Raw genomic sequence first — 20,170 nt, forward strand, 5'->3', positions numbered from 1 at the left:
GACGCTAGCGCGCCGGTCCGGCCCGGTAGACGACCACCTGGTGCTCGCTGCCCTCGGTGAACGGCTCCCCGGCCCACGAGGCGTTCCTGCCGGCGAGGGACCACCCGGTGTCCCGGGCCAGCTCGTCGAGCTCGTCCGGGAGCAGGTAGTGGAGGCGCCACGGCCGCAGGCGCACGCCCGCCTCGGTGATCTCGATGTGCTGCCCGATCACCGAGCGATCGGTGGGGTCGAGGCGGGACGCGGTGAGTACGACCCGCTCCTCCTCGATGAGGCGGGCATCGACGCCCTGCGCGACCTCGGTGGTCTCGGGGAACACGATCGTCTCGACCACGAGCAGGCCGCCGTCGCGGACCACCCGGCGGGCATCGGCCAGGCACCGGCGCTGGGAGCGCTCGTCGGGGAGGTTGAACAGGGTGTTGAACGCCACCAGCACCACGCCGAAGGTGCGGGCCGTGAACGGCAGTGCGGCCATGTCGGCCTCCACTGTGGCCACCCGGTCCGCTCCCGGCTTGGCCCGCAACCTGGCGAGCATGGCCGCCGACGAGTCGAGGCCGACCACCGTCACGCCCCGGGCCGCGATGGCGAGCGCCAAGCGGCCCGTTCCCGTGCCGAGCTCCAGCACCGGCCCACCAGCGGCGAGCTCCTCGATCGTGGTCGCGCAGCTCTGCGTGCCGGGCAGGTCCCGGTACCAGTCGTCGTAGACGTCCGCGAAGGCGTCGCCGTAGCTCGCCGGTCGGTAGCCCTCCATGGGGCCAGTCTGGCGCGCCAGAATGAGCGGGCCCGCACGCCCGCGACGCCGGGCGCACCCGCAGGGACCGAGGAGGACGGTGGAAGCCGACGGGAACGCGCAGCGCCCCGCATCACCGTGGGTCGCGCCCGAGGCCGGCTCGGAGCGGCCCGGTGGCGATCGCCACCGGCGGGTCGCCACCCAGCGCCACGCCCGTCCGGAGCCGACGGTCCGGTCGCCGGTGCCGCTGCGCCCGATGACCGCCTCGGACATGCTCGACGGCGCGTTCCGGGTGATCAAGCTGCGGCCGAAGCGGGTCCTGGCCGCCGCGGCGGCGGTGGTCGTGCCCCCGCAGATCGTGTTGGCGCTCGGGCAGGGAGGTCTCGACCGCAACCCTCTCGCCGGCTGGCTCGGCTGGGGGAGCCTCAGCGTGGCCGGCTCTTCGACCGTGTCGAGCTGGGGCGTGCTGGCGTTCCTCGCGGGCACCCTGCTGAGCTCGTTGAGCCTCTTCTTCCTCGGCGGGGTGGTCACCGCGTTCGTCACCAACTGGGTGATGGGTCGTGACATCACGGCCCGGGACGCGCTGGCGACGTCGTTCCGCCGGGGTGGTCCGTTCATGGGTGCGTGGGCGATCCTGCTCCTGCCGAAGTTGGTGGCGGCGGCCATGTGCTACCTGCCGCTGCTGTTCTTCGTGGCCTTGGTCGTCGTCACCGCCCCCGCGATCACCGCAGAGGGGATCGGGCCGTGGGAGGGGATCCGCCGCTCTGCGTCGCTCATGGGCCGGCGGTACTGGCCTGCGGTGCTGGTCGTGTTCCTCACCTACCTGGTCGAGACCGCGCTGCGGTACTCGGGCCTGTTGCTCGGCCTGGTCACCCAGTTGCTCCCTGCGCCCGCCGACTGGATCGGCCTCGCGCTGGTCAACTCCGCGTACGGCGTGGTGGTGCAGACCGCGGTGGTGTCGGTGAGTGTGCTGCTGTACCTCGACGCTCGCATCCGCACCGAAGGTCTCGACCTGGAGCTGCGAGCCGCCGACGTGCTACCGGCCGGGGCCTGACGTGATCGAGCAGGTCCTGCGGGCGGCGCCCGCCTCGGCGGTGCTGCGGGGCATGCCCTCACCGGGGCCCGACGCGGACGCGGCCCGCCGCCGGGCGGAGGAGATCCTCTCCCGACCCGAGTTCGAGCGGTACCACGCGCCGCCACCGGGGTTCTCGTTGCCCGACCTGAGCCGGCCGGCGTCGGTGGTGGCCTGGATCGTGGTGGCCATCGTCGTCGCGGTCGTGGTGTTGGTGGTGATCCATCTCGTGCGCTCGCTGCAGCGTGAGCCGGCCACACCGGAGCAGACCGGGGTCGAGGTCTCCCTCGAGGAGCGCCGCCTCCGGTGGCGCGACTGGATCGGCGAGGCGGAGCGGCTCGAAGCCGCGGGAGACTGGAAAGAAGGGCTGCGGGCTCGCTACCGGGCGCTGGTGGCGCTGCTGGTCGAGCAGGGTGCCGTGCGGGATCTGCCCGGTCGTACGACCGGGGAGCTCAGGGCCGAGCTGGCGGAGCGGGTGCCACCTGCGAGCCCACCGTTCTCATCCGCCTCCGAGCTGTTCGAGCAGGCCTGGTACGGAGCCGTGGCGACGGGCCCGGCGGAGAGCCAGCGGTTCCGGGCACTCGCGGGTGAGGTGTCGGAGCGGACGGACCAGGGTACGCACCGGGCGCGCCGCCGGGAGCAGGTGTGATCCCCGCGGCGAGGCTGTCGGCGCGCCCGTTGCCCACCGGCGGCTGGCGGTCGCTTGGCGTGGTGGTGCTGCTCGGTGCCCTCGCCGCGCTCGCGTCGTCGCTGACCTCCGTGCCCCGGGCCGCGGCCTACGAGCCGGACTCCACCGACCCGTCCGGCACCAAGGCGTTGGTGATGCTGCTCGAGTCCTTCGGTGCCGAGGTCGACGTCGTGGCGGGCGGTCCGCCCCCGGACGCGCAGGTCGCGCTCATGCTGTCCAACGTGATCGCCCGGGAGGACGGGCCGGCTGTGATGCGCTGGGTGGAGGGAGGCGGGCGGTTGATCGTCGCCGATCCCTACAGCACGCTCGCACCCCCGCCCGAGACCCGGTCCTCGCCCTTCGCCACGACCAGTGGCCGACTGCGCAAGGGGCGATGCGAGATCCCCGCGCTCGATCAGCTCGCCGAGCTCGACGTCGGGCCGAGCTACTCGCGCTTCGAGGTGCCGGCCACCATGCAGGGGTGCTTCGACGAGGGACGCGGGGCCTTCGTGGTCGCCGGTCCCCGAGGGGAGGGCTGGCTCGTGTTCCTCGGTGGTGCCGACCAGTTCACCAACTCCCTACTCGCCGCGGCCGACAACGCGGGGCTGGCGGTGGCGCTGCTGGCGCCGCAGGAGGGGACCCGGGTGGCGATCCTCGACCCCAGCGGCGGCGTGCCGTCGGATCGCTCGCTGTTCGATGCGCTCCCCCGAGGCTTCTGGCTGGCCGTCACCCAGCTGGCGGTGGCCTTCGGGGTCTATGGCTGGTTCCGGGGCCGCCGCCTCGGACCGGTCATCGTCGAGCCCCAGCCCGTGCAGATCGAGGGTTCGGAGCTGGTGAGCGCGGTCGGGAACCTCGCCCAGCTCTCGCGGCGACCGGACCGCACCGCGGCGGTGCTACGCCGGGCCCTGCACCGGGAACTCGCCGAACGTCTGGGGCTGGGGCGTGACGCCACCCCGGCCGTCGTGGCCGAGGTCACCGCGGCCCGCACGGGGATCGACCGGGACCGCATCGCCGCTGTGCTCGCCGGCCCGGCGGTGGCCGACGACGCGCAGCTCGTCGCGCTGGCCGGCGAGATCGATCGCATCCGCAAGGAGGTTCTGCATGGACACTGACCCGAGGGGACCGATCCTCGCGCTCCGGGAGGAGGTGGCGAAGGTGGTGGTCGGTCAGGACGGCACGCTCAGTGGCCTGGTCGCGGCCCTGCTGGTGCGGGGCCACGTGCTGCTCGAGGGCGTGCCGGGCACCGCCAAGACCCTGCTGGTCAAAGCGCTCGCCGCGGCGCTCGACCTCGACTTCAAGCGCCTCCAGTTCACCCCCGACCTCATGCCCTCCGACGTGGTCGGTCAGGTGATCTTTGACGCGCACGAGGGAACCTTCCGTTTCCGCGAGGGGCCGATCTTCACCAACCTGCTGCTCGCGGATGAGATCAACCGGACGCCACCCAAGGCGCAGTCCGCGCTCCTCGAGGCCATGGAAGAGCGCCAGGTGTCGATCGAGGGGTCGACCCGCCCGTTGCCCGAGCCGTTCATCGTGGTCGCCACCCAGAACCCGGTGGAGTACGAGGGCACCTACCCGCTGCCGGAAGCGCAGCTGGACCGGTTCCTGTTCAAGCTGGTCGTCGGCTACCCGTCGGTCGAGCAGGAGCAGCAGGTGCTGCGCCGCCACGACGAAGGCCTCGACCCGCACGACATCGCCGCCGCGGGGGTGCGCGCGGTGGCCAGCGCGGCGGACCTGGCGGCGGCTGCCGCCGCGATCCGCGACATTCGGGTCGACCCGACGGTGCAGGCCTACATGGTGTCGCTGGTGCGAGCCACCCGGGAGGTGCCGTCGCTCTCGCTCGGGGTGTCCCCGCGGGGAGCCACCGCGTTGCTGCACGCGGCCAAGGCGTGGGCCTGGCTGGCGGGGCGGCCGTTCGTCACCCCGGACGAGGTGAAGGCCGTCGCCAAGCCCACGCTGCGCCACCGCATCCTGCTCCGGCCCGAGCTGGAGCTCGAAGGCGCCACGCCCGACGGTGTGCTCGACGGCATCCTGGCTTCCGTCCCGGTGCCGCGCTGATCGTGCTGGTCCCCACCCGTCGCCTGGCTGCGCTCGCCGCGCTCGCCGCGGTGGCGGTGCTCGTCCTGGGCTCGGAGACCGGGTTCTGGCTGGTCAACGGCGCGCTGGTGGTGGTGGCGGTGATCGACGGGCTGCTCGCCTCACCACCGGCGTCGGTGCGGATCGAGCGTGACCTGCCCGAGGTGGTCACCCTCGGCTCGCGCGCCCCGCTCACCTGGACGGTGACCAACCTGGGGGCCCGCCCGGTGCGGTTGGCCTTCGCCGATCAGCTCGCACCGTCCCTGCAGGCGGGCACCCGCCGGGCCCGGCTTCGGGTCGGTCCCGACCAGACGGCGCACGTCCGCACCGAGCTGGCCCCGACCCGCCGAGGCCGCTTCGAGGTGGAAGGGATGACGCTTCGGGTCGAAGGGCCGCTGGGGTTGGCGTCGCGCCAGCGCACCCGCCCCCTACCTGCGGTGCTGCGGGTCTACCCGTCGTTCCGGTCCCGGGCGGAAGCGGAGCTGCGCATCGACAAGGCCCGCATCGTGGAGGTCGGGCTGCGCTCGGCGCGCGGTCACGGCGGTGGGACCGAGTTCGAGCAGCTGCGCGATTACACGGTCGACGACGAGTTCCGCCGCATCGACTGGGCAGCGACGGCCCGATCCGGCAAGGCGATCGTGCGCACCTACCGGGCCGAGCGGAACCAGACGGTCATCAGCCTGCTCGACAACGGCAGGGTGATGGCCGGCAGGGTCGACGGCGTCCCGAGGGTGGAGCACGCCATGGACGCGGTCATGATGCTCACCGCGGTCGCCAGCCGGCTCGGTGACCGTGCCGGGCTGGTGGCCTTCGACCGCAGCGTGCGGGCGGTCGTCCCTCCAGGGCACACCCGCGACCAGCTCACCCGCGTGACCGAGGCCATGTACGAGCTCGAGCCCCAGCTCGCCGAGAGCGATTACCGGGGCGCGTTCACACAGACCCTGGCCCGGTTTCGCCGGCGGGCGATGCTGGTGGTGTTCACCGACCTGGTCGAGCAGGCGGTTGGCGAGACGCTGCTGCCCGCGCTGGGGTTGATCGCCCGCAGCCACCTGGTGGTGGTGGCCGCGGTGCGCGACCCCGAGGTGGTGTCCTGGGCCCGCTCCTCGCCGCGCGATGCGTCGGAGGCGTACCGCAAGGGAGCGGCGATCGTGGCCCTCGAGGAACGCCAGCGCACCACGGCCCGATTGCGCGGTGCTGGCGCGACGGTCGTGGACGCACCCCCCGGGGAGCTGGCCCCGCGGTTGGCCGACGCGTACCTGAAGGTCAAGGCCACCGGCCGCCTCTGACGGGCGGCGCTCCTCTCCAGCACCGACTCGTCGCCCCTTTTCAACTTCTGAACTGTTCACCGTGGCGCGGCCACGGAGCGCGCCACGATGAACAGTTCGAACAGGTGTGGCGCTCGAGCAGGCGTGGTGCCAGGACGACGCTCACCTGCTCGAGGCCGCGACGGGCAGCGCCCCTGCCACGCCAGCGGGTCGCTCCCCGAGCGCGCCGGTGAGACCCTGGGCGACCGCCGCCCGGCCCCTCCGCCACAGGTACGTGACGAACACCGCCCAGGCGGTGAGGCCGATGCCCACCCGCACCGCCGCCGGCAGGCCGCTGCCGGTCACGAAGCCCTCGATCAGCCCCGCGGCCACGAATGTGGCCACCAGCCCCAGCACGATCGCCGCCGCCCGCCGGCCTTCCTCGGCGACCGCCTCGCTGCGGAGCCGATCACCGGGGGCGATCAGCGCCCACCCGACGGCCAGCCCGGCACCACCGGCGAGCACGATGCCCGTGAGCTCCAGGGCACCGTGAGGCAGGATCAGGCCGAAGAAGCGCAGCGTGTCGCCCTCGCTGATCATCCACGCCGCGGCCTGACCCAACGACACCCCGTTGAACGCCAGGATGGCGACACCGGGGATACAGGCGATCCCACCCAGCGCGAATGCCATGAACCCGACCCGGATGTTGTTGGTGGTCACAGCGGTGAAGAACTGCGCGCTCGGCTGCTCCGAGTAGTACTGCTCGAACCGCTGCTCCACGTAGTCGGTGCGCTCCGCCGCGCTGCCGGAGGCGTCCAGCGCGGCCCGGCTGTTGAGCAGCCAGACCGCTACCAGCACGGCCGGCCCGAAGAAGGCCACCGCGGCGACGGCCATGAAGCGCCGGTTGTGCCACACCGCGGCGGGGAAGGTGGTGGCGAAGAACCGGACCACCGCCTGGGCCGTGCGTGGCCGCTTGCCGTAGATGACCTGCGCAGCGGCCGCCACCAGCTTGGTGAGGCGGGCGGTGAGGGCCGGATCGCGGAAGTAGGTCTGCGCGTAGGACAGCTGCGCCGCGCTGCGCTGGTAGAGCGCCACCAGCTCGTCGAGCTCGCCGTCCTCCAGGGTGGCCACCCGTTGGCGGGCGCGCCGGGTCAGCTCGTCGAGGCGGGCCCAGGTGGCCTCGTTGGAGCTGATGTAGCGGTCGATGTCCACCCACCCGTTACGGTAGTGGCCGACCTGCATGACCACTGCCCAGCCCTCCGGCATCGTCACTCCCGAAGCCGTCCTCCTCGAGTTCGACACCGCGAGCGCCGGCTCGCGCACCATCGCGGAGCTCATCGACCTGCTGGTGCAGGTCGTCACCCTCGTGGGGGTGTGGACGGTGGCGGGCATCGTCGCCGCCTCCAGCCCGTTGCTCGAGACCGCCGCCACCATCGCCGCGCTGGTGCTCACCTTTTTCGTGCTGGTCGGCTACCCGGCGGGGTTCGAGACGCTCTGGCAGGGTCGCACCCTGGGCAAGGCGGCGCTCGGCTTGCGGGTGGTCACCCGGGAAGGCGGCCCCATCCGCTTCCGGCACGCCGCGATCCGGGCCATGTTCGGTCTCGTGGAGATCTACGCGTTCCTCGGCTCGATCGCCGCCCTGTCGATCATCCTGACCCGCAACGACCAACGGATCGGTGATCTGGCGGCCGGCACCTTCGTGTTGCGGGAGCGCCGCGCGGCCTCGCGAGCGGTGGCCGTGAGCTTCATGCCCCCACCCGGCTACGAGGCCTACACCGCGTCGCTCGACGTGACCGCGCTGGCCGAAGAGCAGTACGGCTTGCTCCGCTCGTTCCTGCTGCGTGCCCCGCAGCTCACCATCCCGGCCCGGTACGCGCTGTCGGTTCGTCTGGCGGAGCCGGTGACGAGGTTGCTGCAACACACGCCCCCAGCGGGTGTGGGGCCGGAGGCCTTCCTGGCGTGCGTGGCGGCCGCGTACCAGCGACGCCACGGCGGCCCGCTGCCACCCCCTCCGTGGCGCCCGCCCCCGCCCTCCCCGCCGTCCCCTCCGCTCGCGCCCCCGCCGCCTGCGCCGCCGCCTCCACCCTCGCCGCCTGCCTGGCGCCCGCCACCACCACCGGCTCCCGCACCAACGGTCCCCCCGGGCACCACCTTCGGAGGGCCCGCCTCCCGGTCCTGAGGGGTTGGCCGTAGCCTTGAAGGGTGCTCGGCTACCTCGACCACGCCGCCACCACGCCGATGCGACCCGAAGCGGTCGAGGCCATGCTGCCGTTCCTGACCGAGCAGTTCGCCAACCCCTCGGGCGCGCATCGCCCGGCGCGCGAGGCACGCCGGGCGATCGACGAGGCCCGCGACACGATGGCTGAGCTGCTGGGCTTCGAGCCCGGTGAGATCGTCTTCACCGGTGGGGGCACCGAGGCCGACAACCTGGCGGTCTTCGGTGTGCACGATCGATGGGGTGGCACCGTGGTGTGCTCGGCGATCGAGCATCACGCCGTGCTCGACGCCATCGAGGCTCGAGGTGGGCGCCTGGTACCCGTCGACCCTCGGGGGGTGATCGACCTCGACGCCTTGGCCTCGATGCTCGACGAGACCGTCACCCTGGTCTCGGTGATGGCCGTGAACAACGAGGTCGGCACCATCCAGCCCCTTGAGCAGATCGCCGCGGTGGTGCGCGAGCGTGCGCCGCGGGCGTTGCTGCACACCGATTCGGTGCAGGGCTTCTGCTGGCTCGACCTGGCTCGGGTGACGGCGCCGTTCGACCTGGTGTCTGTGAGCGCCCACAAGTTCGGCGGGCCCAAGGGCGTGGGGGTGCTGGCCATCCGCTCCGGGGTCGAGCTGGCAGCCCGCCAGGTGGGTGGAGGTCAGGAACGTGGGCGGCGCAGCGGGACCCAGAACGTGGCGGGCATCGTGGCGATGGCGGTCGCGGCGGCGCGAACCGCGGACCAGCGCGACGACGAGGTCGAGCGGGTCACCAAGCTGCGCGACCGGCTGGTCGAGGGCCTGCTGGCCACGGTGCCGGGGATCGTCGAGACCGGTGTGTCCGCCGGCGCGGCCGGGCCGGACCGTTCCCACAAGGTGCCGGGCATCTGCCACCTGTGCATCCCCGGCGTCGACAGCGAGTCGATGTTGTTCCTGCTGGAGAAGGGAGAGGTGTTCGCATCGGCCGCGTCGTCGTGCTCCAGCGGAGCGGTGGAGCCCTCACACGTGCTGGCGGCGATGGGCCTTCCCCGGTCGCTCGCGCAGGGGTCGCTGCGCCTGTCGCTGGGATGGGCCAGCACCGACGCCGACGTGGACCGCGCCCTGGCGGTCGTCCCCCCTGCCGTGGAGCGGCTGCGTCTGTTCTCGGGCGGGGACGGCACGTGAAGGTCCTGGTCGCCATGTCGGGCGGGGTGGACTCCTCCGTCGCGGCGGCGCGGCTGCACGAGCAGGGCCACGAGGTCACCGGGGTGACCATGCGGCTCTGGGGAGGCGAGAGCGACACCGGCTGCTGCTCGGTAGCCGACGTCGACGACGCGCGCCGGGTCGCCCAGCAGCTCGGCATCGATCACCTGGTCTTCAACTTCGCCGACGCCTTCGACGAGCACGTGGTGTCGCCCTACGTCGACGCGCACCGTCGCGGGCTCACGCCGAACCCCTGCATCGAGTGCAACCGCCACCTCAAGTTCGACCACCTCCTGCGCCGGGCGGTCGCCCTGGGCTTCGACGCGGTGGCCACCGGCCACCACGCCCGGGTGCACGAGCGCCCCGACGGCACCCGCCGCATCCGGCGGGGAGCGGACGCCACCAAGGACCAGAGCTACGTGCTCTACATGCTCGGCCAGCGCGAGCTGGCGCGCACGATCCTGCCCGTCGGTGCGCTCACCAAGGACGAGGTGCGGGCCGAGGCCGCCCGCCTGGGGTTGCGCACAGCGGCCAAGCCCGACAGCCAGGACGTCTGCTTCATCACCGCCACGGGAGGGCGCCAGGCGTTCCTCGGTCCGCGTATCGGGCTGCGCCCGGGACGGGTCCTGGACCGGACCGGCCGGGAAGTGGGCCAGGTCGAGCACGTCGAGCTGGTCACCGTCGGCCAGCGGAAGGGTCTGGGCGTGGCCGGGGCTGGCGGGCCGCGGTACGCGATCGCGGTGGACCTGGTCCAGGGAACGGTCACCGTCGGCTCCCGCGACGACCTGCAGGTGAGCGAGCTCGAGGTGCGCGACGTCGCCTGGAGCGACCGACCCGTGACGGGGGAGGTGCTGGTGCAGTGCTCGGCGCACGGGGTGCCTCGCCGGGCCACGATCGGGCCGATCGAGGGGCGGGCCGTCGGCCCCGGGGCCGAGGTGCGGGTGCGATGGGCCACGCCCGAACGGCGGGTGGCGCCCGGGCAGAGCGTGGTCTTCTACGACGGCGACGAGGTGGTCGGCGGCGGCATCGCCGCCTGAACCGGCAGCCGGCGCCGGCGGGCCTCCTCCAGCATCCTGCCGGGCAGCGACGGGGCCACGAGCACCGCGTCGACCTCGATGGCCGCGGGGGCCGGTCGTGATCGGGGCGATCGCCGCGGTGGCAAGGGCGTGACGGTGACGGGCTCCGCGAACCGCAGCTCGACGGCGAGCCCCAAGGCGCCCACGGTCAGGTCGTGCGCGCCGGTGCCGGCCGGTGCCGGGCCCAGCCACGCCAGTGTTGATCGCCGCACCAGGAGGGTGTCGGCGAGCGCCAGCGGGTCCACGATCACCACCCCCGCCTGGGTGAACACCAGCCAGCGACGGGCCAGCGTGTGCAGCGCCCGCACCCCGGCGACCGCGACCGCCCAGCCGATCGCCGTGAGGGCCAGGCCGCCAGGCACCATCCCCGAGGCCACGAGGAGCGGCCCGGCAGCAGCCCCAGCCACCACGGCCACCCACACGGCTTGGATCGGTCCGAGCAGCAGCACGCCCGGAGCGCGCAGCGCCATCCGGCGCTCGTGGCCGTAGGACGAGCCGTCGATGAACACGTCGCCGGTCTGCGGGGCCAGCACCACCACCGCGGCCAGGGTGGTGATGGTCAGCGCCAGCGCCTCCTGCCAGCCGGGGGCGGGGAGGGTCACCACCGCCCACCCGATCGCCAGTGGGGCTGCGGGCACCACGACTCGCAGGGCGGTCAACGTGGTCGTGCGGGGCACGAGGGTGGCCACCAGGGTGAATGCCCAGACCGTCCAGGCCGCGACCGACGTGAAGGTTCGGAACCCCGTGCTCGCCGGGTTGAGCGCGGCGGCCAGCGTGGGGCCAGCGGTGAACGGCAGGGTGGCCCACAGCACGGCGCCACCCCAGCGGGCCACCACGTCGAGGACCTTGCGCATCGTGCGAGATTTGCTCAGCCGGCCGGCCGCTCGCTATTCCGGTGCTCATCGACCTGCTGCGGGGGACACAGCGGAAGGGGTGCTCGGATGGCCGATGACCGGAGGGTCGCCCTGCCGGTGGGCATCGCGACCGGCATCGGGAGCCTTCCGCACGTCGATCCAGGCGAGGCGGTCGAGTTCGTGCTGCGGCACGCGCCGAGGCTTCCCTTCGCCCCCTCCCTGCCGGCGCGCTCCAAGCGCGAGGGCATGGTCGGCCAGGCGGCGTCCGGCATCAGCGGGATCTCCGTCGAGGCGGACGGCTCGCTCTCCATCGACCACCGCGCGATCGACCCCGACGCACCGCTCGACGAGCGATCCTTCGCCGGCGACGCGTTCGTCGGGTTCCGGGCCTTCCTCACCGCCATGGCCGAGCGCAGCGGCCCCATCAAGATCTCCCTCACCGGCCCGGTGACCCTCGGCGTCGCGCTGCACGCCGCCGGCTTGCGGGCCTCGTCGGCGTTCGCGGTGGCGGGTGAGGCGGTGAGGCAGCGAGCCCGCGCCATGTTGCGCCTGGTGGGGGAGCGAGTGCCCCAAGCCGAGGTGATCGCCTTCGTGGACGAGCCGTCACTCGCGTTGTGCACCGTGCCGGGCTTCCCCATCGGCCCGGTGGACGCGGTGGATCTGGTCTCGAGCGCGCTCGCGGTGCTGGAGGCCGGCGCCACCACCGGGCTGCACTGCTGCGGTGAGGCCGACTGGCGGTTGCTGTTGCAGTCCGGGCCTCAGATCCTCTCCGTGCCCACAGGTGCAGGCCTCGAGCGAGCTGCGGGCACGCTGGCCGATTTCCTCGAGCGCGGGGGTTGGGTGGCGTGGGGTGCGGTGCCCACCGACCGGCCGGTGGGCCAGACCGTCGAGCGCCTGTGGCGGCAGCTCTCGGTGCTGTGGTGCGACCTGGTGGCCGGGGGCTGCGACCCGGGATTGCTGCGCACCCGAGCGCTGATCACCCCGGCGTGCGGCCTGGCCCGGCACGGCATCACCCAGGCGGAGCAGGTGATGGTGCTCGCCACCCGCCTGGCGCAGCGCCTCCACGACCAGGCGATCGGCGTCCGCCTCTCCGTCGGGGCCTGACGCGACGCGTCGGCGGGCCTTGCGGGTGCCGCGGTAGGGGGCGTCCGGGTCGGACGGGGGTCGGTACGATGCCCGCCGTGACCGAGGCCGCGCGCGATCCCGCCGAGCGCGTCCAGGAGCTCCGCCGGCAGATCCGCCACCACGACCGCCTCTACTACGAGCTGGACGCGCCGGAGATCCCTGACGCGGACTACGACGCGCTGGTGCGTGAGCTGCGCGCGCTGGAGGACGAGTACCCCGACCTGCGCACCCCCGACTCGCCGACCCAACGGGTCGGTGGCGCGCCGTCACCCGCGTTCGCCCCGGTCATGCACCGAGTGCCGATGATGTCGCTCGACAACGCTTTCGACGAAGCGGAGCTGCAGGCGTGGGGGGCCCGGTTGCAGCGACGGCTGACCGAGCTCGGCGACGGTCAGCGGGTCCATTTCGTGTGCGAGCTGAAGATCGACGGCGTGGCGATCTCCCTGCGGTACGAGCACGGCGAGTTGGTGCAGGCCGCGACCCGAGGTGATGGCCGGGTCGGTGAGGATGTGACCGCCAACGCGCGGGTGGTGCGTGACATCCCCGATCGGCTCGAGGGTGCGCCGCCCGTACTCGAGGTGCGCGGCGAGATCTACATGCCCATCTCGGTGTTCGAGCGGATCAACAAGGCGCAGGTCGAGGCCGGCCAGCGCACGTATGCCAACCCCCGCAACACCGCGGCGGGCTCGCTGCGCCAGAAGGACCCATCCGTCACCGCCACCCGGGAACTGTCGTTCTGGAGCTACCAGCTCGGTGAGGTGCAGGGAGGGCCGGCGTTCGCTACACACCACGAGACCCTGGCGTGGCTGCGCGACCTCGGCTTCCCGGTGAACCCCGAGATCACCGTGCTCGATGACCTCCCAGCCGTCTACGAGTTCTGCCAACGCTGGGAGGCGAACCGGCACTCGCTGCCTTACGAGATCGACGGAGTCGTGGTGAAGGTCGACGAGCTCAACGTGCGGGACCAGCTCGGTTCCACGAGCAAGGCGCCGCGCTGGGCGATCGCCTACAAGTTCCCACCCGAGGAGCGCACCACGCTGCTCAAGGACATCATGGTGTCGATCGGTCGCACCGGCCGAGCCACGCCGTTCGCGGTGCTCGAGCCGGTCTTCGTCGGCGGGTCCACGGTGGGTCTCGCCACCCTCCACAACGAGGACCAGGTGCGGGAGAAGGACGTGCGGCCGGGTGACATCGTGATCGTGCGCAAGGCGGGTGAGGTCATCCCCGAGGTCGTGGGCCCGGTGCTCGCCGACCGGCCGAAGGGCCTGCGGCGATGGACGTTCCCGAAGCGGTGCCCGGTGTGCGGCACCGAGCTGGTCCGCTTGTATGGCGAGGCCGACCGCCGGTGCCCCAACGAGCAGTGCCCGGCCCGGGTGGCGGGAGCGATCGAGCACTTCGCGTCGCGGGGGGCGATGGACATCGAGGGCTTGGGCGAGCAACGGGTGCGCCTGTTCCAGCAGCTCGGCATGGTGCACGACGTGGCCGACGTCTACCACCTCGACTACGAGCGGCTGCGGTCCCTCGAGGGCTTCGGTGATGTGTCGGTCGCGAACCTGCGCAACGCGATCGAGGCGTCCAAGTCGCGGCCGCTCGCGAACCTGCTGGTGGGGTTGAACATCCGCCATCTCGGTCCCGCGGGCGCGGAGGCACTCGCCCGTCACTTCGGCCATCTCGACCGCCTGCTCGACGCGTCGGTGGAGGAGATCGCGTCGGTGGAAGGCATCGGGCCGGTGATCGCCGAGAGCGTGCATGAGTGGTTCACGAACCCCGCCAACCGGCGCATCGTGGAGAAGCTGCGAGCCGCGGGGGTGAACTTCGAGGGGCCTCGGGTCGAGCAGGCACCGCAGACGCTGGCCGGCATGTCGGTGGTCGTCACCGGCACCCTGGCGAACTACAGCCGGGAGCGCGCCGAGGAGGTGATCAAGGCGCACGGTGGCAAGGCGCCGGGGTCGGTGTCGACGAAGACCACCGCGCTCGTCGTGGGAGAGGGACCCGGCGCCGCGAAGCTGACCAAGGCCAGGGAGCTCGGTGTCCCGATCCTCGACGAGGCAGGCTTCGAGCATCTGCTCGCGACCGGGGAGTTGCCATGACCATCGAGGCGATCGTGTTCGACTTCGGAGGGGTGTTCACCCCGTCGCCGTTCGACGCCCTACGAGCCGTCGGCGAAGAGGTGGGTGCGACCTTCGAGGATGCGCTCGACATCGTGTTCGGCCCGTACGACCGTGACACCGACCACCCCTGGCACCGGTGCGAGCGAGGCGAGCTGGATCTCGAGACGGCGAGAGCGGAGATCCGTGCCCTGGGGTCGGCGCGAGGCCTGGAGATCGAGCTGTACGACCTGCTCAAGTACCTGGCCAGCGATGACGGGGGCGTGCGCACCGCGGTCGTGGAACGCACCCGCCGCCTGCGGGAGCAGGGCTACCTCACCGGTCTGGTGACCAACAACGTCGCCGAGTTCCGCGAGTACTGGCGGGCGATGTTGCCTGTCGACGAGCTGTTCCATGCCGTCGTCGATTCCAGTGAAGTGGGCCTGCGCAAGCCCGACCCGGCCATCTACGAGTTGGCGCTCGCGCGGCTCGGTGGTGTCGCGCCGGAGCGGGCAGTGTTCCTCGACGACTATCCGGGCAACGTGGAGGCGGCCCGCCGGGTGGGCATGCACGGCGTCGTGGTGGGCAGCGACCCCGCCGGTGCGCTGGCGGAGCTCGAATCGCTGCTCGACGCTGCTACACCACGGTGAAGCACCAGGTGCGCACGTCCACCGCGGTGGGGTTGTCGACCGGCCAGAGGTGAGCGGTCAGGCAGGTCTCCCCGGCCGGCCAACGCTCGAAGGCCCGGCCCGGCCCCGGGGTGAAGGTGACGGTGTTCAGGCCCCGCTCGACGACGACCTGATCGAGGGGGAGGGGCACCCCGTTCACCGACAGCTCCGCCTGGTAGCCGGGGGCCAGGTCGATGCCGACGGTGGCCTGCTGGACGATCTGCGAGTCGTCGCTGGGGATCAGCGCCTCCACGCCCCCACCGGCCTGGCTCGGTGATCCACCCTCGCCCACCACGACCAGCACCGCCACCGCCCCGGCGACGACCGCCGCCACGAGCGCACCCACCCCCCACAGCCAGCGCGGGTACTGGACGCGGACCGGTCGGTCGGAGCTGGCGGAGGGGTCGGGGTGATCGTTCACACCCCCATTGTGTCGGGTCGGCTCCGGGTCGAGACCGCAGCCGGCGGGTGGGGGGACCGCCGCCGCGGGTACGCGAATGTCAGGCCTGTAACCACTACGTTGGAACGGTGGCCATCTCCCGCATGGTCGACCGGGTCGGTCAGGTGCTCGGAGGGCGCTATCGGCTGGTCGCCCCCATCGGCACCGGCGCGTCCGCGTCCGTGTACCTGGCCGACGACGTGACCTTGCGCCGGCGGGTGGCGGTGAAGATCCTGCACGACGCGCTGGCCGACGATGCGGCCTTTCTCAAGCGGTTCCGGGCCGAGGCCCAGGCGGCCGCGGCCATGAACCACCCGCACGTCATGGCGGTCTTCGACTGGGGCCAGGACGACGTGCCCTACCTGGTCACCGAGTACCTCGGGGGCGGCAGCCTCCGGGGGATGCTCGACCTCGGGCGTCGACTCGACCCCGCCCAGGCGCTGCTGGTCGGCCTGGAGGCCGCCCGCGGGCTGGAGTACGCGCACCGGCGGGGCTTCGTGCACCGCGACATCAAGCCCGCCAACCTGCTCTTCGACGAGGAGGGGCGGCTGCGCATCGCGGATTTCGGCTTGGCGCGGGCGCTCGCGGAGGCGGCTTGGACCGAGCCCATGGGCGCGGTGCTGGGCACCGCCCGGTACGCCTCTCCCGAGCAGGCGCGGGGCGCCACCCTCGACGGGCGCAGCGACGTCTACTCCCTCGGTCTGGTGCTCATCGAGTCCGTCACCGGTGAGGTGCCCTTCTCGAGCGACACCACCTTGGGCACCCTCATGGCCCGGGTCGACCGACCGCTCGCGGTGCCCGAGGCCCTGGGCCCGCTGGTGCCCGCGCTCGAACGGGCCGGCGAGCCCGACCCGGCCCGCCGGGTCGACGCGGCCGGCTTCGCCGAGTTGCTGATGGCGGCCGCGTCCGAGCTCGAGCGTCCCGCGCCGCTACCGCTGGCCGGTGCGATGGCGGTGGATCTGGCCGGGGGTGACGATCGTGATCCCACCACCCAGTTCGTGGCCGAGCGCCGGGTGCTCGGCGAGCTCGAGCCCGAGATCATGACCGCGCCACCAGGCACCACCACCGACGGCATCACGATCCTGCACGAGGGCGACGGCCAGCCCGAGACCCGCCGGGTCGAGCGCTCGCCGGCCGTGTCCCCGGGCCTGGGACGGGAGCGGCGCCGTCGCTGGCCCCTGGCGCTGGCGGTGCTCCTGCTGCTCGGTGCGCTCGCCGGCGCGGCTGCCTACTGGTGGTTCGAGGTCCGCGAGGTTGCCCACGCCGTGCCGGATCTCCTAGGCACGAACGTGGCCGACCTCGAGAGCGCGACGGCCGGCACGGGCTGGGTGGTGGAGCGCACCGACACCCGCCAGGACGGCACGGTGCCAGGCCAGATCGTGGCCCAGGACCCGGCGGCGGGCACCTCGCTCGTCGAGGGTGGCGTGCTGCGGGTCACGGTGTCGCTGGGCCCCACGCTGGTGGCGGTGCCAACGAACCTGCTGGGCATGCCCCTGTCGGAGGCCGAGGCCCAGCTCACGGCCGCCGGCCTGGCGGTGGGTGAGGTGACGAAGGTACCGAGCGAGGACGTCCCGGCGGGAGTCGTGGTGGCGCTCGGTGACAACGTCCCAGTGGAGTTGCCCAAGGGTGATCGGGTGCCGCTGGTGGTGTCGGGGGGGCCCCTGCCGCGCACCGTGCCCGACGGGCTCATCGGCCAGACCGCCGACGCGGCCCAGGCCCGGCTGGAGGAGCTGCGGCTGGTGGTCAAGCGGGTGCCGCGCTCCGACGAGACCGTTCCCGCGGGCGTCGTGCTCGAGATCGACCCGGGTGCCGGCACCATGGTGGCCCGCGACTCCACGGTGACCCTGGTCGTGTCGAGCGGGCCGCCGACCATCCCGGTGCCGGACGTGCGTGGCCTCTCCGCCGTCGAGGCGGCCAAGCGGCTGGAGGGCGCCGGGCTGGTGGTGTCGTCCACCCAGGGCTCCCCGGCCAAGCCGGTCACCGGCACCAATCCGGCGGCGGGCACGCAGGTGCGCCGGGGCAGCTCCGTGGTCATCATCACGGGCTGATCACCCCCCCGCCCCGGCCTCCTCCCGAACCGTTCATCCCGGCGCGGTCGACAGCCGCGGATCCATGAACAGTCCGCTGGGAGAGGCTGGGGGCGGGTCGTGATTGACCGAGCGGTCAAGTTATGGTGGCGAGCGTGCCTCCCGACCCCTCCACGACCTCCGCGGACGAGGCCGGGCAGCTCACCGTCGAGGCGCCGGGAGCCGACGAGGTCGCGATCGTGCCGTGGCCCTTGCTGTGGCGGGACCGCTTCCGGCGGCGGGCCGAGACCAGCGATCGGTACCCGTGGATCGTGCTCATGGCGGCGCTGTTCGGATTGCTCTCGGTCGGCTTCCTCATCACCGTGCTGTCGGTCTCGATCACCCGCATCGCCGATGATCTCGACACCACCCCGGACGTCCTCACGTGGGTGATCACGGGACCGATCCTCGCTTACGCGGTGATCGGTCCCGCCGCGGGCAAGCTCGCCGACCTCTTCGGCGCCCGGCGGGTCTACCTCATCAGCATCATGGGCGTGGGCGTCTCGGCTGCGCTCACCGCGGCGGCGTGGAACGCGGGATCGCTCATCGGCTTCCGGGTGCTCGGGGCGGCTCTCGGGGCGGCGATCGGGCCGGCGTCGATCTCGATGATCAACAAGTTGTTCCCGCCGCACCGGCGGGCGCTGGCGCTGGGCTACTGGTCGCTCGTCGCCGCCGGCGGACCGATGCTCGGTGTGGTGATCGGTGGCCGGGCGGTCGAGGCGTGGGGGTGGCGACTCATCTTCGAGGCGCAGGTGCCCCTGTCCCTGCTGGCCCTGGTCGTCGGATTCCTGGTGCTGCCCGAGACCGAGCGGCGCCACGACGTCCGCTTCGACGCCGCCGGCTCCGCGGTGCTCGCCTTCGCGGTCGGAGCGCTGCTCCTCGGCTTGAACCGCGGTCCGGTGCTCGGCTGGAGCAGCCCGGTCGTGCTGGGAGCGTTCGTGGTGTCGGCACTGGCGTCGGTCGGGTTCGTGTTGGTCGAGCAGCGGGTGCGGCACCCGCTCGTGCCGTTGCGCTACTTCCGGCGAGCGAACTTCGCGTTCCCGATCGCCAACCAGTTCTTCGCCAACTTCGCGTACATGGGCGGCTTCATCATCACCCCGCTGTTCCTGCAGAGCGTGTTCGGCTACGGCGAGGCCCGCACCGGGGATCTCATGGCCCCGCGGCCGCTGGCCTTCGCGATCGCCGGTCCGGTCGCCGGCTGGGTCACGGTGCGCATCGGCGAGCGGACCAACGCCGTGATCGGTGCCTCGTTGATCACCGCCTCCATGCTCGGCTTGGCCCTCGTCGAGCCGAGCTCCTCGGACTGGCTGATCGTCGGCGCGCTCGTGCTGTCCGGGGTGGGGATGGGCACCTGTGCGCCGGCCATGGCCGCCGCGGTGGCCAACGCGGTCGACGAGGTCGATCTCGGGGTGGTGGCGGCGGCCCAGCAGATGGTCGCCCAGGTCGGGGTGGTGGCCGGTATCCAGATCCTCCAGACCGTGCAGGCGGCCCGCGAGCCGGTGGCCGGTCTGGTCGGCTCGTACCACGCGGCGTTCCTCGCCGGGGCGATCGCGGCGGGCATGGGGGTGCTGTCAGCGCTGTTCGTGCGCAGTACCCACCGGGACCGGGCGCCCGAACGCGAGCGGGGCGCCCCGGAGGGCGCCCCGCCTGCCTTCGTCGTCACCGCTCGTCGGTGACCCTGCCTCCGCGGACCTCCACGGACGATCAGCGGCTCAGGCCGTGATCTCCTTGATCTTCTCGGCGATGGCCTGCGCGTTCGGATCCGGCGCGCCCTGCTGCATCGCCATCAGCTTGGTCATGTCGCCCTGGACCTTGACCTTGCCGGCCATGAACGCCTGCATGCCCGCCTGCGGGTTCTGGTCGACGAAGATGGCCTTGGCGGTCTCCCAGTCGACGGTCACCGTCAGATCGGGGTTCTCGAGGTGACCGAGGTCCATCTTGAGCTCACCGTCGGAGGTGTCCATGTGCACATGGATCTCCTCGCCGCCGTTGAAGGGCGCGTCGGTGATGATCTGGTTCATCCGCACGACGTGTGCGGGCGGGTTCGCTGGCGCCGGCGCCTCGTCACGGATCTTCTTCGCTGCTTCGATCCACTCGGGGCTGAGGAACTCGTACTTCTCGGCCACGGACACTCCTTCTGTGACTCTCTCTGCGCTGCCCACACCGGCCACGGACCGTTGCCGGAGCTGCCGCCAGTGGCGGCGGGAGACACGGTAGCGCAGGTGCCCCGAGCTTGCTTGACCGCTCGGTCAAGATTGGATCGGGGCTCCAGTCCACCGCTGGGAACTGCCGGCGCTCGTACCCCGCCGCGGGTGAGCGTCGGTGAGGCGAGGCGTGGCTGCGTGGGAGAGCTCGGTGAGGAAGCGGTGAGCGCGGGGCGCGACCAGCGGTTGGCGACCTGCCAGCGGAACCCGAAGTGGCAGCGTCCGCCGCTGTTCATCGACATGGCGGCGTGCATCAACTGCGACACCTGCATCCGCCACTGCCCCCCACCGTTCGGCGCCATCTTCAACCACGGGATCGACGTCGTCGTCATCCCCGAGCTGTGCTCGGGCTGCAGGGAATGCGTCGACCCCTGCCCTGTCGACTGCATCCACCCCGCCCCGGACTGGTCGTCCGCACCCGATGACTGGTGGGACGAGCCGGCCCTTCGCGACCCGTACCGCTAGCCGTTCGCGGAGGCCATCC

The 20,170-nt window shown here is 72.5% G+C and carries 19 protein-coding genes; 14 read left to right on the top strand and 5 right to left on the bottom strand.

Annotation, left to right across the window (positions count from 1 at the left end):
* Nucleotides 1-4: 4 nt before the first annotated feature.
* On the bottom strand, nucleotides 5-748 hold the full coding sequence (locus HZF19_RS01335) for a class I SAM-dependent methyltransferase (RefSeq protein ID WP_208026922.1): 744 nt from the start codon (nucleotides 746-748) through the stop codon (nucleotides 5-7).
* A gap of 79 nt (nucleotides 749-827) precedes the next feature.
* On the opposite strand from HZF19_RS01335, the gene HZF19_RS01340 reads away from it, so the two are divergent.
* The 5 genes from HZF19_RS01340 to HZF19_RS01360 are packed head-to-tail and all read left to right on the top strand — an operon-like array spanning nucleotide 828 to nucleotide 5,825.
* Nucleotides 828-1,781: a hypothetical protein gene (locus HZF19_RS01340; RefSeq protein WP_208026923.1), complete on the top strand. Its 954-nt coding sequence runs from the start codon at nucleotides 828-830 to the stop codon at nucleotides 1,779-1,781.
* A 1-nt stretch (nucleotide 1,782) separates the two neighbouring features.
* The gene (locus tag HZF19_RS01345) at nucleotides 1,783-2,448 is read left to right on the top strand and encodes a DUF4129 domain-containing protein (protein ID WP_208026924.1); all 666 of its coding nucleotides are present in this window, start codon (nucleotides 1,783-1,785) and stop codon (nucleotides 2,446-2,448) included.
* Nucleotides 2,445-3,578, top strand: a complete 1,134-nt coding sequence (locus HZF19_RS01350; protein ID WP_208026925.1) for a DUF4350 domain-containing protein — start codon at nucleotides 2,445-2,447, stop codon at nucleotides 3,576-3,578. Before HZF19_RS01345 ends, HZF19_RS01350 begins: the two co-directional genes overlap by 4 nt.
* The gene (locus HZF19_RS01355) at nucleotides 3,568-4,521 is read left to right on the top strand and encodes an AAA family ATPase (protein ID WP_208026926.1); all 954 of its coding nucleotides are present in this window, start codon (nucleotides 3,568-3,570) and stop codon (nucleotides 4,519-4,521) included. Before HZF19_RS01350 ends, HZF19_RS01355 begins: the two co-directional genes overlap by 11 nt.
* Before the next feature lie 2 nt (nucleotides 4,522-4,523).
* Nucleotides 4,524-5,825, top strand: a complete 1,302-nt coding sequence (locus HZF19_RS01360; protein ID WP_208026927.1) for a DUF58 domain-containing protein — start codon at nucleotides 4,524-4,526, stop codon at nucleotides 5,823-5,825.
* Nucleotides 5,826-5,966: 141 nt separating this feature from the next.
* Here the strand turns inward: HZF19_RS01360 and HZF19_RS01365 are convergent, their stop codons facing one another.
* Nucleotides 5,967-6,995 (bottom strand): stage II sporulation protein M, encoded by a 1,029-nt coding sequence (locus HZF19_RS01365; protein ID WP_208026928.1) that lies wholly within the window; start codon nucleotides 6,993-6,995, stop codon nucleotides 5,967-5,969.
* 28 nt (nucleotides 6,996-7,023) lie between these two features.
* Between HZF19_RS01365 and HZF19_RS01370 the strand changes: the two genes are divergently transcribed.
* The 3 genes from HZF19_RS01370 to mnmA are packed head-to-tail and all read left to right on the top strand — an operon-like array spanning nucleotide 7,024 to nucleotide 10,204.
* Nucleotides 7,024-7,962 (top strand): RDD family protein, encoded by a 939-nt coding sequence (locus HZF19_RS01370; RefSeq protein ID WP_208026929.1) that lies wholly within the window; start codon nucleotides 7,024-7,026, stop codon nucleotides 7,960-7,962.
* 23 nt (nucleotides 7,963-7,985) lie between these two features.
* Nucleotides 7,986-9,149 (top strand): cysteine desulfurase family protein, encoded by a 1,164-nt coding sequence (locus HZF19_RS01375; protein ID WP_307781111.1) that lies wholly within the window; start codon nucleotides 7,986-7,988, stop codon nucleotides 9,147-9,149.
* Nucleotides 9,146-10,204, top strand: coding sequence for a tRNA 2-thiouridine(34) synthase MnmA (gene mnmA, locus HZF19_RS01380; protein WP_208026930.1), 1,059 nt, complete (start codon nucleotides 9,146-9,148; stop codon nucleotides 10,202-10,204). The genes HZF19_RS01375 and mnmA overlap by 4 nt, the downstream gene beginning before the upstream one ends.
* Here mnmA and HZF19_RS01385 read toward each other — a convergent pair.
* A complete protein-coding gene (locus tag HZF19_RS01385; RefSeq protein WP_208026931.1) occupies nucleotides 10,162-11,097 on the bottom strand; it encodes a hypothetical protein in 936 nt (311 codons plus the stop codon). The two genes, mnmA and HZF19_RS01385, sit on opposite strands and share 43 nt — an antisense overlap.
* An 87-nt stretch (nucleotides 11,098-11,184) precedes the next feature.
* Between HZF19_RS01385 and HZF19_RS01390 the strand changes: the two genes are divergently transcribed.
* From HZF19_RS01390 to HZF19_RS01400, 3 genes are all read left to right on the top strand, one after another.
* Nucleotides 11,185-12,201 (top strand): uroporphyrinogen decarboxylase/cobalamine-independent methonine synthase family protein, encoded by a 1,017-nt coding sequence (locus tag HZF19_RS01390; protein ID WP_208026932.1) that lies wholly within the window; start codon nucleotides 11,185-11,187, stop codon nucleotides 12,199-12,201.
* Nucleotides 12,202-12,269: 68 nt separating this feature from the next.
* Nucleotides 12,270-14,312, top strand: coding sequence for an NAD-dependent DNA ligase LigA (gene ligA / locus HZF19_RS01395; RefSeq protein WP_208026933.1), 2,043 nt, complete (start codon nucleotides 12,270-12,272; stop codon nucleotides 14,310-14,312).
* Nucleotides 14,309-14,959 carry an HAD family hydrolase gene (locus tag HZF19_RS01400; RefSeq protein ID WP_208026934.1) on the top strand — a complete coding sequence of 217 codons (651 nt, stop codon included), beginning with the start codon at nucleotides 14,309-14,311 and terminating at the stop codon, nucleotides 14,957-14,959. Before ligA ends, HZF19_RS01400 begins: the two co-directional genes overlap by 4 nt.
* Here HZF19_RS01400 and HZF19_RS01405 read toward each other — a convergent pair.
* Nucleotides 14,946-15,398, bottom strand: coding sequence for a hypothetical protein (locus HZF19_RS01405; protein ID WP_208026935.1), 453 nt, complete (start codon nucleotides 15,396-15,398; stop codon nucleotides 14,946-14,948). The genes HZF19_RS01400 and HZF19_RS01405 overlap by 14 nt on opposite strands.
* Nucleotides 15,399-15,505: 107 nt before the next feature.
* Between HZF19_RS01405 and HZF19_RS01410 the strand changes: the two genes are divergently transcribed.
* Nucleotides 15,506-17,464 carry a Stk1 family PASTA domain-containing Ser/Thr kinase gene (locus HZF19_RS01410; RefSeq protein ID WP_208026936.1) on the top strand — a complete coding sequence of 653 codons (1,959 nt, stop codon included), beginning with the start codon at nucleotides 15,506-15,508 and terminating at the stop codon, nucleotides 17,462-17,464.
* Nucleotides 17,465-17,598: 134 nt separating this feature from the next.
* Nucleotides 17,599-19,158, top strand: coding sequence for an MFS transporter (locus HZF19_RS01415; RefSeq protein WP_208026937.1), 1,560 nt, complete (start codon nucleotides 17,599-17,601; stop codon nucleotides 19,156-19,158).
* A gap of 36 nt (nucleotides 19,159-19,194) precedes the next feature.
* On the opposite strand, the gene HZF19_RS16165 is transcribed toward HZF19_RS01415, so the two are convergent.
* Nucleotides 19,195-19,608 (bottom strand): SCP2 sterol-binding domain-containing protein, encoded by a 414-nt coding sequence (locus HZF19_RS16165; RefSeq protein WP_208026938.1) that lies wholly within the window; start codon nucleotides 19,606-19,608, stop codon nucleotides 19,195-19,197.
* A 186-nt stretch (nucleotides 19,609-19,794) separates the two neighbouring features.
* On the opposite strand from HZF19_RS16165, the gene HZF19_RS01425 reads away from it, so the two are divergent.
* Complete coding sequence (locus HZF19_RS01425; protein ID WP_307781113.1) at nucleotides 19,795-20,151, top strand: 4Fe-4S dicluster-binding protein; 357 nt, start codon at nucleotides 19,795-19,797, stop codon at nucleotides 20,149-20,151.
* Nucleotides 20,152-20,170 lie beyond the last annotated feature (19 nt).

Source organism: Rhabdothermincola sediminis, from assembly GCF_014805525.1.
Taxonomy (GTDB): domain Bacteria; phylum Actinomycetota; class Acidimicrobiia; order Acidimicrobiales; family Acidimicrobilacustridaceae; genus Rhabdothermincola; species Rhabdothermincola sediminis.